The sequence below is a fragment of the Mesorhizobium sp. HAY1-8B genome (genome assembly GCF_056868045.1).
The window spans coordinates 6,870,206-6,882,868 of record NZ_CP200321.1 but is presented as its reverse complement, the minus strand read 5'-3'; the positions used below and the strand labels follow the sequence as shown (position 1 = coordinate 6,882,868).

Genomic DNA, 12,663 nt, shown 5'->3' with positions numbered 1-12,663 from the left:
GATCAGGAGGTTCGCAATGCTGTCCAAACCTTTTGAAAAACCGGTCATGGTGTGGGTTGGACTGGGCTTTCCGCGCCAGCTCAACACGGTAGCCGACGCCTATCAGTTCGTAGTCGAATGGTGCGGCAACAGTCCTGAACAGAAGGCGGCCATACGCGCTTGCAAAGCCGCCTTGGTCGGAGATATCAATCCGGAGATTGCACGGGGTGTCTTTGTAGCTTTCGCTCGCAAGAAAGACATTCTCATGGAGGCAGGCGCCATGCCTTCAGTTGTCGGAAAACCAACTCCGAGCCACGTCTAGAGCAAGGAAAGGCGGTCGCCTTCTTTGGCGGCCGCCTTACTGTCCAGGAGGCCGGCATCAGTTCGCTCGGGCACGGTAACGGGAGTGGTAACGGGCGGTAGCGCGGAAGATTGAAGCGCTTGATTAAACAGCGCTTTAATTTTTCCCGACTTAACCCGCCCTTAAATCGCCGCATCTACTCTTCAACTCGGACGCCATTGGCCCCGGGGATATCAAGCACAGCGCATGGCGAACCGCAGAGACAGCCGCATCGAGCCCAGTTTCGAGGGACCGCCACAGGCGCGATCCCAGCCGGGTCTTTCGGTGAGCGAGGAGGACCGCGTCGTGCCAAGCAACCGCAAAGCCTCCACCAAACGCAAATCGTCGAAGGCGAAATCGTCGCGCGGCGGGCGTGGCAGAAGCCGGCGCGGCCTGTTCGGCGTGCTCGGACGGCTGTTCTACTGGTGCTTCGTGCTCGCCATCTGGGGCGGCATCGCGGTGGCCGGCGTCGTCATCTACTACGGCGCCAAGATGCCGGCGGCCACGACCTGGTCGATCCCTGACCGCGCTCCCAACATCAAGATTGTTTCGGCCGATGGTCAGTTGCTCGCCAATCGCGGCATGAGCGGTGGTGAAGCCGTCGGCCTGCACGAAATGTCGCCCTATATTCCGGAAGCCGTCATCGCCATCGAGGATCGCCGGTTCTATTCGCATTTCGGTGTCGACCCGATCGGCCTGTCGCGCGCCATGGTGACGAACCTGCTCGGCGGGCATTTCTCGCAAGGCGGCTCGACGCTGACGCAGCAATTGGCGAAAAACCTGTTCCTGAAGCCCGACCGCACACTGGAGCGCAAGGTGCAGGAGGTGCTGCTGGCGCTGTGGCTGGAGCACAAGCACACCAAGGACCAGATCCTCGAAATGTACCTCAACCGGGTTTATTTCGGCTCCGGTGCCTATGGCGTCGAGGCGGCTTCGCGGCGTTATTTCGGCAAGAGCGCGCGCGACGTCACCCTGTCTGAAGCAGCCCTGCTAGCCGGCTTGCTGAAAGCGCCGTCGCGGTTGTCGCCGGCGCGCGATCCGAAGGCCGCCGAGGAACGTTCGCAGCTCGTGCTCGCCGCGATGCGCGAGGAGGGCAAGATCAGCGACAAGGAGCTGAAGACGGCGCTCAGCGCGCCGGCGACGCGCTCGCCGTCCTACTGGACCGGCTCGGAAAACTATGTCGCCGACGCCATCATGGAAGAACTGCCCGACCTGATCGGCGATGTGCGCGGCGATATCGTCATCGATTCTACCGTCGACCTGAACCTGCAGAAGCTTGCCGAGCAATCGATCCGCAAACTGATCGACGACAACGGCAAGAAGCTCAACGTCACCCAGGGCGCGCTTGTGTCGATCGACGATTCCGGCGCGGTGCGTGCCATGGTCGGTGGCTATGACTATTCGACCAGCCAGTTCGACCGTGCCTCGGAAGCGCGCCGCCAGCCCGGCTCGGCGTTCAAGCCGTTTGTCTATATGGCCGCCCTTGAGGCAGGCCGCACGCCCGACAGTGTGCGCAACGACGCGCCGATCAAGATCGGCAACTGGACACCCGACAATTACGGCGGCAAGTACTTTGGCAAGGTGACGCTGGCGACGGCGCTGGCCAAATCGCTGAACTCGGTCGCCGCGCAGCTGACGATGGAGGTCGGGCCGAACGCGGTGGTCGAGGCCGCACACCGCATGGGCATCCAGTCCGATTTGCAGGCCAACACCTCGATTGCGCTCGGCACTTCGGAAGTGACGCCGCTTGAACTGACCTCGGCCTATGTGCCGTTCGCCAATGGCGGCTACAAGCCCGACATCCATTTCATCCGCCGCATCACCACTACCGAGGGCAAGGTGCTCTATGACAGCGGCGGCGGCAGCGCGCCGCGTGTCGTCAAGCCCGAGATCGTCGGCATGATGAATTCGATGATGATGGGCACGGTCGAGTTCGGCTCGGCAAAGAAGGCCGCCTTCGCCTGGCCGTCGGCAGGCAAGACCGGTACCAGCCAGAATTCGCGCGATGCCTGGTTCGTCGGCTACACCGCCAATCTCACCACCGGCGTGTGGTTCGGCAATGATGACGGCACGGCGATGAAGAAGGTGACCGGCGGCGCTCTGCCGGCGCAGGCCTGGCATGAGTTCATGGTCGCCGCGCATGAAGGCGTACCGGTGCGGCCGCTGCCCGGCACCTGGAAGTCGACGCCGGCCGATACAATCGTGCCCGACGACATACCTTCGGCCGACAACAACCAGCAGGCGCCGGTTCCGTCGGTATCCGTTGGCCAGCAGGCGCCGGCGCCGGCTGTTCCGCGAGCCGCTCCTGTTGCCCAGACACCAACGCCGGCCCGCGCGGTGCGTCCCGCCCAGACCGTCGATGCGGATGGCTTCGACATGCCTGCGGACAATGGCACAACCGCCTCGGTCGGGCATCCCGTGCCGCCAGGCAGTGTCGGCGGTCCGCTCAAGAAGAAGCGGACCTCGATCCTGGATATCCTGGGCGGCGGCTGATGCTGTCACCTGAGAGACGTCAATCCGCCTCTCGCCAGCGCCACGGTGTTCGGCTACACCTCCGGCCGGAGACCGCGACATGGCTGAACTCGACACCAGAAAAACCATTGTGCTGACCGGCGCCAGCCGCGGCATCGGCCACGCCACGGTCAAGCGCTTTTCGCGCGAGGGCTGGCGCGTCATCACCTGCTCACGCCAGGCCTTCGCCGAGGATTGCCCGTGGCCGGCAGGGCCGGAGGACCACATCAAGGTCGATCTTGCCGATCAGGAAGATGTCGGCATCGCCGTCTCGGAAATCCGCCACCGGCTGGAAGCGCATGGCGGCCAGTTGCATGCGCTGGTCAACAATGCCGGCATCTCGCCCAAGCTCAAGGACGGCAACAGTCGGATGAACTCGATCGACACGCCGATGCATGTCTGGCGCGACGTCTTCCAGGTCAATTTCTTCGCGCCGATCATGCTTGCGCGGGGGTTGTTCAAAGAGTTAGCCGCGGCGAAGGGCTCGATCGTCAACGTCACCTCGATCGCCGGCACGCGCGTGCATCCTTTTGCCGGTACCGCCTATGCAACCTCGAAGGCGGCGCTCGGCTCGCTGACGCGCGAGATGGCGCATGATTTCGGCCCGCACGGCATCCGCGTCAACGCCATCGCACCGGGCGAGATCGACACAGCGATCCTGTCGCCGGGCACGGACAAGATTGTCGAGACCATTCCGCTCAGGCGCCTCGGCACCACGGCCGAGGTCGCGGACATCATCTTCTTCCTGTGCTCGCAGCAGGCCTCCTATGTGACCGGCTCGGAAATCCACATCAATGGTGGCCAGCACGTGTGAGGCGGGTGCTCATCCTGCCATCGTGAGAACGGCCTTGCCGCTGAAGCTGCGCTGCCGCAGTGCCTCCAGGGCCTGGGCGATATCTGTCCACGGCACGGTCAAGGCGACACGGGTTTCGAGCCGGCCAGCCGCGACCAGGGCGAGCAGAGCGGCGATATCGGCGCCGATGCCCGGGCCGGACGTGTAGTAGGCGAAGGTCTGAAGCCTCGCCCCCTCATGGCCCGGAACGAACTGGCGGAAGCCAATCGGGGTGAGTTCGCCACTGCTCGAACCGAACATCACGATGGTCCCGCCGGGTGCGACGCGTTCGATCGCGTGGGCGAGGCTTTCGCCGCCGACCGACTCGGTGATCAGCGAGAAAGGGCCTTCGGCCAGTTCGATCGCCTCGACCACCTGCTCGGCGCCGAGATCGCGGAGATCCCCGGCATGTCGGGCGGCTGCGATCGCGGTCACCGAGGCGCCTTGTTCGCGGGCGATCTGGATCTGGAAACGGCCGACCGCGCCGCTCGCGCCGGTAATCATCACCTTTAGGCCGGCGAGGTCCCCGCCATGGCGCAAGGTCCTCAGCGCCGTCGTACCCGCCACGGGAAGCGTGGCCGCCGAGACGAAGCTGACCTCGTCGGGCAGGTCGGCGAGACGGTCGGTCGGAACGGCGACACGTTCGGCCCAGCCGGCTTCGTCGACCAGGGCCACGACCCTTGTGCCGACGGCCGGCCCGGAGCCATCGGCCGCCGCCCGCTCCACGAGCCCAACGACGTCCTGGCCAGGTATCCAGCCGTTCGGGCGTATCGTCAGCAGGCGCAGTTCGCCGCGGTTCAACGAGGTTGCGTGGACGGCGATCAGCGCTTCGTTCGCGCAAGGGCGTGGCGCGTCCACCTCGATAAGTTTCAGTCTGGCTGCGTTGTCGGAACAGACGGTGAGCGCAAGCATGGATACACCTTTGCCAATCGTGGCGAAAACGACCCGAGCCTACCGATTTGTGCGGTCGAATAATCTAGATATAAAATCAATCGATCGCTAAAAGCAGGCAATCATGAGACAACCTCTCCGCTACCCATGGCTCAATTTCGATGTCGATGACGTCCTTGCTCCGGCGATCGCCGTGCGCGTCGACGTCACCGAGACCAAGGCCGAGGTGTCGCAGCATTGGCACCGCAAGGGGCAACTCGTCTTCGCGCTCGGCGGCGGTGTCACCTGCCGCGTTCCCAGTGGCCTCTGGATGGTGCCGCCACATTGCGGCGTGTGGGTGCCAAGCCGCATGCAGCACAGCAACATCGCGACGGCCAATGCGCGGATTTTCTTCGTTTACATCGAGCCGGGCGCGGCCGAACTGCCGGATCGGTGCTGTACGCTTTCGATCTCGCCGCTGCTGCGCGAACTCATCATCGAACTGTCGGACTGCGCACCTGACGACGCGAGGTGCGCTTTCCTGGGAAGTGTCCTGCTTGCCGAACTGCCTGATATGCCGGTCCAGCAATTGCATCTGCCTCTATCTTCCGAGCCGCGCTTGCGGCGGATCGCCGAAGCGTTGGCGGACGATCCGGCTGACCGCAGCACGCTGGCGGAGTGGGCCAACCGCGTCGCACTCAGCGAGAGCAGTCTCGCTCGGCTCGTCGTAAAGGAGACTGGCTTGAGCTTCGGCCGCTGGCGCCAGCAATTGCACTTGATCGTTGCGATAAGGGAGCTGGCTTCCGGGGCAAGCGTTCAGCGGGTTTCGGGCGATCTGGGCTATGAGTCCGTCACCGCCTTCATCACCATGTTCAAAAAGGCGCTCGGCAAGCCTCCCGCACAGTATGTCAGCAGCATCGCACGGAATGGCGGGTCTGCGTTCGTGGCGTGATCAGGCGGCGGACGGTTCAGTCGCGGATGGCTTGTGACCGAGCACCTCTTCCACGATCCCGCGCGCGATCTCCCGTTCGCCCATGATCACCGTGTCGGCGCCGAGCCCCTTGAGATGCTCGACCTCGGCATCGGAATGGGCGCGGGCGACGACGTTGATGCCGGGTTTGGCGGCGCGCGCGCGCAGAACGATCTGGCCGGCCTCGAACGCGTTGGGGATGGCGAGGATCAGCCGGCTGGCGCCTTCGGGATTGGCGGCGGCGAACACTTCGGCGTTGGCCGCATTGCCGGCGACGGTTTCGACGCCGTCGGCTTTCAGCCTGGCCAGCGTCTTGTCGGCGTCCTCGATGACGAGGAAGGGCACGGCAGCGTCTTTCAGCGCGGCACCGACAAGGCTGCCGACACGGCCGTAGCCGATCAGGATGGCGTGGCCGGCAAGTGTCGTCCTCGGCGGCGGCCCGTCCTCCTTCCTGGACGTGGCGGCGACCGAAGCCACCTGGCCTGGTTCCGTCGCCGGGCCGACCGGCTTTGCGTCCGCCGGCGGTGTCGTCTTGGCGGCGCGGGCTTCCAGCCACGGTCTCATCCAGTCGATGACCAGGAACATCAGAGGGTTGAGCACGATCGACAGGATGGCGCCGGCCAGGATCAGGTCGCGGCCCTGCTCGGGCAGAAGTTTCAGCCCGACGCCAAGCTCGGCCAGGATGAAGGAGAATTCGCCGATCTGGGCAAGGCTGGCGGAGATCATCAGGGCCGTAGCCAGGGGATAGCCGAAGGCGACGACGATGACGAACGCGGCCAGCGACTTGCCGATGACGATGATGGCCAGCGTCGCCAGGATCGGCAGGCCGTTGCTGAACAGGCTGAACGGGTCGAACAGCATGCCGACGGAGACGAAGAACAGCACCGAAAAGGCATCGCGCAAAGGCAGCGATTCTTCGGCCGCGCGATGGCTGAGCTCGGACTCGCTCATGATCATGCCGGCGAAGAAGGCGCCGAGCGCCAGCGAGACGCCGAACAGTTTTGCCGCGCCGAAAGCGACACCGAGCGCGATGGCCAGCACCGCCAGCCGGAACAGTTCGCGCGACCCGGTATGGGCGACATAATGCAGGATCCAGGGGATGACCCGGCGGCCGACCACCAGCATGACGACGACGAAGGCGGCGACCTTGGCCAGCGTAATGCCGACGACGCCCCAAATGCCGTAACTGGCCGGCAGCGACAGCAGACCGCTGGCATGGGCGTCGGCCTGTTCCTGGCCGCCGAGCACGCCGGCAAGGGCAGGCAGCAGCACCAGCGCCAGCACCATGGCCAGGTCCTCGACGATCAGCCAGCCAACAGCAATGCGGCCGCGCTCGGTCTCGATAAGCCGGCGTTCCTGAAGCGCGCGCAGGAGCACCACGGTGGAGGCGACCGACAGCGCCAGGCCGAACACCAGGCCCGCTCCCATCGACCAGCCGAGCATCCAGGACAGCCCAGCGCCGAGTGCCGTGGCGAAGCCGATCTGGACGATGGCGCCGGGCACGGCGATCGCGCGCACCGACAGCAGGTCCTTGAGCGAGAAATGCAGTCCGACGCCGAACATCAGCAGGATGACGCCGATTTCGGCCAGTTCATTGGCAAGGCCGGCATCGGCGACGAAGCCGGGCGTGTTCGGCCCGACCAGAACGCCGGCTATGAGATAACCGACCAGCGGCGGAATTCGGAACCGATTGGCGAGAGCGCCGAAGACGAAAGCCAGCCCCAGACCGGCGACGATGGTGGCGATAAGGGGCGTGTCATGCGGCATTGTCTATGGAGCGCCTTTCAAGCTAGCGATGTCGGATGTGCGCCGCCCGAAGCCGTCGCCTAGTTTGCAATATGGTGGAAGGGGTGACGATGATGCAACCCGCAGGCCGTGAAAATCGATGGTGCGGCGGCAAATACTCGGCCGGCGGCTGAAAGCCGCCGGCCTGTCGAAAATCTCGCGATGGTGTCGCCCCGGGACCGCGATAGTCGGCCGCCGGCGATCAGGCGGCCCGCAGCAAGGCCTCGATCTCGAATATGGCGTGGTTGGTCAGCGTCTTGGGAATTTCGGCCGCCACTTTGCCCTCGACCTCCTTGTGCAATTTCTTGCGCATGGTCCCGAGCACCATTGGCGGCGCGACAAGAACGATCTCGTCGAAAGCGCCGTCATGCGCGAGCTTGTAGAGCCGGGCGGCAATGTCATCGGCGAAGCGCTCCTTGCCGATCCGGTGCCAGTCCGTGTCCTCGACGGCGCTGCGATGCACAGATGGGCCGTCATTGTACCGGCCTGGACTGTCGGTGCCCTGTTCGCGGGTGGGCGGATTGTCCTGCTCCATCATCTGCACGACCTCAAGGTTGGGAAACTTGTTGTCGCCGATATTCCTGAGGAAGAGCGCTTTTTCGCCATCGGCCACCATGATCCAGATGCCGTGCTTCAGCTTGATCGTACCCATGATGACGGGTTCCTTTCTCTGCTGCGTGATGCCCTACGCGGCACTCCGCTGCGGTTTCGGTTTTGGATAGCGGACGAGACGGGAACGCCTTGTGAAGCGGTAATGTTCCCACCGACAAGGTCAGCGGAACGCCCGCTGCCCGAGGCCGAAGGTTGAGAATTGTTGGCTGGTGGCTTTAATCTACCAAATTGGTAGAAATTAGAAAAAACTGTTTTGCAAGACGGCGGGCCGGCGGCTAAAAAGACCTGAAATCAAGGCCCGCTTCAGCGACTTGAGTTCGCCCACACCCAGGATGTGGAATATTTTTCTCCTGCCTTTCGCAGTTGCGAAAAAGCGATTGCCTGCCATCACAGGATGCGCGAGTGCTTTGCTTCTGGTTTTTCGCGCCCGGGCGTAAAACTGCGACACTGTTCCCGGATTGCTTTTCACATGCCGCAGGCCAATGCCAAGCTCAATGCCTTCCCCGTCTTCGTGCGGGTCGAGGGCGAAGCCGTGGCCATTGTCGGCGGCGGGGAGCAAGCCCTGGCCAAAGCACGGCTGATCGGACAGTCGAGCGCGGTGCTGCGCATCATCACCGAATATGCCGAACCGGAGCTGCTTGCCTTCATCGCTCAGTCCGGCGCCAGCCATGTCGCGGCGGCTTACGATGCTTCGCAGCTCGACGGCGCGGTCATGGTGTTTGCCGCCAGCGGCGACGAGACGCTCGACCGCCGCGTCGTCGAGGATGCGCGCAACCTGGGCATTCCGGTCAATGCAGTCGACCGGCCGGAGCTCTGCGATTTCTTCACCCCGGCCCTGGTCAACCGCGCGCCGGTCGTCATAGCGATCGGCACCGAGGGTGCGGGCCCGGTGCTGGCCCAGATGCTGCGTGGGCGCATCGACCAGATGCTGCCACCGTCGCTTGGATCGCTGGCGACGCTTGCCGCTTCACTGCGTGGTGCCGCCGAGAAATTGCTGCCGAAAGGCAATGCCCGCCGCCGCTTCTGGAGCAGTTTTTTCCAGGGTGCGCCTGCCCATGCCGTGGAAGCGGGCCAGCTGTCGCGGGCGCATGACGCCGCCGTGGATCTTCTGTTGTCGAACGCACCGGCTTCGGGCCACATCGCCCTGGTGGGCGCCGGTCCGGGCGCCGAGGACCTACTGACGCTGCGGGCGCACCGCCTGCTGATGGAAGCCGACGTCATCGTCCATGACGCGCTGGTGCCGGAGGCGGTGGTTGCGATGGGCCGCCGCGATGCCGAGCGCTTGGGCGTCGGTAAGCGCAAGGGCTGCCACACCAAGAGCCAGGCCGAGATCAACGCGCTGCTCGTCGAACTCGGACGGCAAGGCAAGCGCGTCGTGCGGCTGAAGTCCGGCGATCCGCTGGTGTTCGGCCGCGCCGGCGAGGAGATGGCGGCGCTGCGCGATGCCGGCATCGCCTACGAAGTGGTTCCGGGCGTCACCGCGGCGTTCGCCGCTGCCGCCGATTTCGAACTGCCGCTCACCTTGCGGGGGGTATCCTCGTCGATGGTGTTCACCACCGGCCACGACCTCAAGGGCAATTCGTTGCCCGACTGGGCCAAGCTTGCGATTTCCGGCGCCACCGTTGCCGTCTATATGGGCCGCTCGGTCGCGGCCGAAGTCGCCGGCCGCCTGATCGAGGCCGGGCTGTCGCCGGACACGGCGGTCGCGGTGGTCGAGAATGCCAGCCTTGCCAATCGGCGCCGTTTCCACGGCACGCTGGCCGACCTGCCCTCGCTGGAAGCGCGTGGCGATCTTTCCGGGCCGGTCATGACAATTATCGGCGACGCCGTCGCCGGCGCCAATTTCGAACGCTCCGAGCCGCTCGCGGCACGTTGGCACGAAGATCTGGGGCACGAAAGTGCGGCCACCGCCGCCACGGAGAGAGTTCAGCCATGAAGATACTGACCGCGAACCGCCTGACCGATGGCATCGCCGTCTGGTACGCCGATGGCGGCTGGGCCGAGACGGTGGGCCACGCCGACCTTGCCCATGACAAGGCGGCCGAGGATCGCCTGGAGGCGATCGGCGCCAAGGCCTATGCCGACAATGAAGTGGTCGACGTCAATCTGATCGACGCGGACGTCGTCGACGGCGTGGTCGAGCCGGTGCGATTGCGCGAGAAGATCCGCGCCGCTGGGCCGACCATTCGCGGCGATCTCGGCAAGCAGGCCGAGCGGGCCGCATAGCCAGGATTTAGATGAAACGGGCGGACGCGCCCTGAAAGACGAAGCATGTACCGTTACGATGAGTTCGACCACGATTTTGTCCAGGCCCGCGTCGCCGAGTTCAGCGATCAGGTCCAGCGCCGGCTGTCCGGCGAGATATCAGAGGACCAGTTCCGGCCGCTCAGGCTGATGAACGGCGTCTACCTGCAGCTGCACGCCTACATGCTGCGCATCGCGGTGCCCTATGGCACGCTGAACAGCAAGCAGTTGCGCATGCTTGGCCACATCGCTCGCAAGTACGACAAGGGCTACGGCCATTTCACCACGCGCCAGAACATCCAGTTCAACTGGCCGGCGCTGTCGGACATTCCGGCGATCCTGGCTGATCTGGCAAGCGTCGAGATGCATGCCATCCAGACCAGCGGCAACTGCATCCGCAACGTCACCGCCGATCATTTCGCTGGTGCCGCGGCCGACGAAGCCGCCGATCCGCGCCCCTATGCGGAAATCCTGCGGCAATGGTCGTCGGTGCATCCGGAATTCTCGTTCCTGCCCAGGAAATTCAAGATCGCGGTGACGGGTGCCGAGCGCGACCGCGCCGCCATCCAGACGCATGATATCGGCCTGCACCTGAAGAAGAATGCGGCCGGCGAGTTGGGTTTTGCCGTCTATATCGGTGGCGGCCAGGGCCGTACGCCGATGGTGGCAAGGAAGATCCGCGACTTCCTGCCGGAAGCCGACCTGCTGTCCTACTGCACGGCGATCCTGCGCGTTTACAATCTCTATGGCCGCCGCGACAACAAGTACAAGGCGCGCATCAAGATCCTCGTCCACGAGACCGGCGTCGATGAGATCACCCGTCAGGTCGAGGCCGAGTGGCAGGAGCTGAAGGACGCCGATCTGAAGCTGCCGGAGGCCGACATTCGTGCCATCGAGGCCTATTTCGCGCCACCGGAACTGTCCGAGCGGCCGGACGGCGACGCCGCGGTCAAGCTGGCGCGTCTCGATTCCAAGGGTTTCTCGGAATGGCTCGACCAGAACGTGGTGACGCACCGCCATCCCGACTACGCGGCGGTGACGATCTCGCTCAAGGGCATCGGCGAGGTGCCGGGCGATGCGTCGGACAGCCAGATGGAGGCGGTCGCCGACATCGCCGAAAAATACGCCTTCGACGAGCTGCGCGTCAGCCATGAGCAGAACCTGATCCTGCCGCATGTTGCGCGCGCCGACCTCAAGGCGGTCTATGACGCGCTGGTCGATATCGGGCTGGCGACGGCCAATTCCAATTTGATATCCGACATCATCTCGTGCCCGGGCCTCGACTATTGCGCGCTGGCGACGGCACGCTCGATCCCGATCGCGCAGGAAATCTCGCAACGCTTTGCCTCGCTGGAACGGCAGCGCGAAATCGGCGAGTTGAAGCTGAAGATCTCCGGCTGCATCAATGCCTGCGGCCATCACCATGTCGGCCATATCGGCATTCTCGGCGTCGAGAAGAAGGGGGCCGAACTCTATCAGGTGACGCTGGGCGGCTCGGCCGACGAGAACACGTCGGTCGGCGAGATCATCGGCCGCGGCTTTTCATCGGAAGAGATCACCGACGCCATCGAGCAGATCGTCGAGACCTATCTCGGCCTTCGGCTCAACCCACAGGAAAAGTTCATCGACGCCTACCGCCGTGTCGGTCCCGCGCCGTTCAAGGAGGCGCTCTATGCTGGCGAAGCCAAGGCCGCTTGACCGTATCGCCGATGTCGATGACGGCGTCGCCGCCAAGGCGGCGGGGTTTGATGCGCTTTACGGTCATCTGAAGCCGCTCGAGATCATCGAACGCTCAGCTCGCGAACTGTTTCACGACGAGATCGCCGCTGTGTCGTCCTTCGGCGCGGACTCGGCGGTGTTGCTGCACATGATCGCCGAGATCGATCGGTCGCTGCCGGTCATTTTCCTCGATACCGGCAAGCATTTCGAGGAGACACTCGGCTACCGCGACGCGCTCGTTGCCGATTTCGGGCTGACCAACATCCAGGTGATCAAGCCCGAGGAAGCCGTACTCGAGCGGATCGACCCGACAGGCAATCTGCACCAGAGCAACACCGATGCCTGCTGCGACGTGCGCAAGGTCGAGCCCTTGGCGCGCGGCGTGGCACCGTTCCGCGCCTGGTTGACAGGACGCAAGCGCTTCCAGGCCTCGACGCGGGCGGCGCTGCCGGTGTTCGAAGCGGTCGGCGCGCGCATCCGCATCAATCCGCTGGCGCACTGGACGACATCGGACCAGGCCGACTACATGCGCGCCCATGCGCTGCGCGAAAATCCGCTGGTCGCCTATGGCTATCTGTCGATCGGCTGCTTTCCGTGCACGCAGCCGGTACAGCCGGGCGAGGACGCGCGCAGCGGCCGCTGGGCGGGTCACGCCAAGACCGAGTGCGGCATTCACCTGTCGGGGCTGGAGAAGTCGCTGACCGACGCATCCCTATAGGATATGCTGATAATCAGGTGAGGCTGGCCCGCCAACGGCGGCGTTCCCGCGCTTCCGGTGCTCACGTACTTCAAGTACGCTCC

11 protein-coding genes are annotated in these 12,663 nt (G+C 64.5%); 8 read left to right on the top strand and 3 right to left on the bottom strand.

What is annotated here, in order from left to right:
• Positions 1 to 16: 16 nt before the first annotated feature.
• The 3 genes from AC1VON_RS33095 (at position 17) to AC1VON_RS33085 (ending at position 3,644) form a co-directional block, all read left to right on the top strand.
• The gene (locus AC1VON_RS33095) at positions 17 to 301 is read left to right on the top strand and encodes a DUF982 domain-containing protein (protein ID WP_483126186.1); all 285 of its coding nucleotides are present in this window, start codon (positions 17 to 19) and stop codon (positions 299 to 301) included.
• A 225-nt stretch (positions 302 to 526) separates the two neighbouring features.
• On the top strand, positions 527 to 2,812 hold the full coding sequence (locus AC1VON_RS33090; protein ID WP_483126185.1) for a transglycosylase domain-containing protein: 2,286 nt from the start codon (positions 527 to 529) through the stop codon (positions 2,810 to 2,812).
• Positions 2,813 to 2,891: 79 nt separating this feature from the next.
• A complete protein-coding gene (locus AC1VON_RS33085; RefSeq protein ID WP_027023639.1) occupies positions 2,892 to 3,644 on the top strand; it encodes an SDR family NAD(P)-dependent oxidoreductase in 753 nt (250 codons plus the stop codon).
• A 9-nt stretch (positions 3,645 to 3,653) separates the two neighbouring features.
• Here AC1VON_RS33085 and AC1VON_RS33080 read toward each other — a convergent pair whose 3' ends face one another.
• Entirely contained in the window at positions 3,654 to 4,574 is a 921-nt protein-coding gene (locus AC1VON_RS33080) for a zinc-binding dehydrogenase (protein WP_483126184.1), read from the bottom strand.
• 103 nt (positions 4,575 to 4,677) lie between these two features.
• On the opposite strand from AC1VON_RS33080, the gene AC1VON_RS33075 reads away from it, so the two are divergent.
• Positions 4,678 to 5,484: an AraC family transcriptional regulator gene (locus tag AC1VON_RS33075; protein ID WP_483126183.1), complete on the top strand. Its 807-nt coding sequence runs from the start codon at positions 4,678 to 4,680 to the stop codon at positions 5,482 to 5,484.
• Here AC1VON_RS33075 and AC1VON_RS33070 read toward each other — a convergent pair whose 3' ends face one another.
• Positions 5,485 to 7,269, bottom strand: coding sequence for a cation:proton antiporter domain-containing protein (locus AC1VON_RS33070; RefSeq protein WP_483126182.1), 1,785 nt, complete (start codon positions 7,267 to 7,269; stop codon positions 5,485 to 5,487).
• Positions 7,270 to 7,489: 220 nt separating this feature from the next.
• The gene (locus AC1VON_RS33065; RefSeq protein WP_483126181.1) at positions 7,490 to 7,939 is read right to left on the bottom strand and encodes a baeRF12 domain-containing protein; all 450 of its coding nucleotides are present in this window, start codon (positions 7,937 to 7,939) and stop codon (positions 7,490 to 7,492) included.
• Between the two features lie 429 nt (positions 7,940 to 8,368).
• Between AC1VON_RS33065 and cysG the strand changes: the two genes are divergently transcribed.
• From cysG to AC1VON_RS33045, 4 genes are read left to right on the top strand one after another with little or no spacing between them, the layout of a single operon-like run.
• Positions 8,369 to 9,835: a siroheme synthase CysG gene (gene cysG / locus AC1VON_RS33060; RefSeq protein ID WP_172348561.1), complete on the top strand. Its 1,467-nt coding sequence runs from the start codon at positions 8,369 to 8,371 to the stop codon at positions 9,833 to 9,835.
• On the top strand, positions 9,832 to 10,125 hold the full coding sequence (locus tag AC1VON_RS33055) for a DUF2849 domain-containing protein (RefSeq protein WP_140772068.1): 294 nt from the start codon (positions 9,832 to 9,834) through the stop codon (positions 10,123 to 10,125). Before cysG ends, AC1VON_RS33055 begins: the two co-directional genes overlap by 4 nt.
• Positions 10,126 to 10,170: 45 nt before the next feature.
• The gene (locus tag AC1VON_RS33050; RefSeq protein WP_172348562.1) at positions 10,171 to 11,841 is read left to right on the top strand and encodes a nitrite/sulfite reductase; all 1,671 of its coding nucleotides are present in this window, start codon (positions 10,171 to 10,173) and stop codon (positions 11,839 to 11,841) included.
• Positions 11,816 to 12,580: a phosphoadenylyl-sulfate reductase gene (locus tag AC1VON_RS33045; protein WP_172348563.1), complete on the top strand. Its 765-nt coding sequence runs from the start codon at positions 11,816 to 11,818 to the stop codon at positions 12,578 to 12,580. Before AC1VON_RS33050 ends, AC1VON_RS33045 begins: the two co-directional genes overlap by 26 nt.
• Positions 12,581 to 12,663: the final 83 nt, after the last annotated feature.

What these genes read in the sequence shown, in the direction of transcription:
- AC1VON_RS33095 (WP_483126186.1), top strand. Translation starts at nt 17, where the DNA reads ATGCTGTCCAAACCTTTTGAAAAACCGGTCATGGTGTGGGTTGGACTG.
- AC1VON_RS33090 (WP_483126185.1), top strand. Translation starts at nt 527, where the DNA reads ATGGCGAACCGCAGAGACAGCCGCATCGAGCCCAGTTTCGAGGGACCG.
- AC1VON_RS33085 (WP_027023639.1), top strand. Translation starts at nt 2,892, where the DNA reads ATGGCTGAACTCGACACCAGAAAAACCATTGTGCTGACCGGCGCCAGC.
- AC1VON_RS33080 (WP_483126184.1), bottom strand. Translation starts at nt 4,574, where the DNA reads ATGCTTGCGCTCACCGTCTGTTCCGACAACGCAGCCAGACTGAAACTT.
- AC1VON_RS33075 (WP_483126183.1), top strand. Translation starts at nt 4,678, where the DNA reads ATGAGACAACCTCTCCGCTACCCATGGCTCAATTTCGATGTCGATGAC.
- AC1VON_RS33070 (WP_483126182.1), bottom strand. Translation starts at nt 7,269, where the DNA reads ATGCCGCATGACACGCCCCTTATCGCCACCATCGTCGCCGGTCTGGGG.
- AC1VON_RS33065 (WP_483126181.1), bottom strand. Translation starts at nt 7,939, where the DNA reads ATGGGTACGATCAAGCTGAAGCACGGCATCTGGATCATGGTGGCCGAT.
- cysG (WP_172348561.1), top strand. Translation starts at nt 8,369, where the DNA reads ATGCCGCAGGCCAATGCCAAGCTCAATGCCTTCCCCGTCTTCGTGCGG.
- AC1VON_RS33055 (WP_140772068.1), top strand. Translation starts at nt 9,832, where the DNA reads ATGAAGATACTGACCGCGAACCGCCTGACCGATGGCATCGCCGTCTGG.
- AC1VON_RS33050 (WP_172348562.1), top strand. Translation starts at nt 10,171, where the DNA reads ATGTACCGTTACGATGAGTTCGACCACGATTTTGTCCAGGCCCGCGTC.
- AC1VON_RS33045 (WP_172348563.1), top strand. Translation starts at nt 11,816, where the DNA reads ATGCTGGCGAAGCCAAGGCCGCTTGACCGTATCGCCGATGTCGATGAC.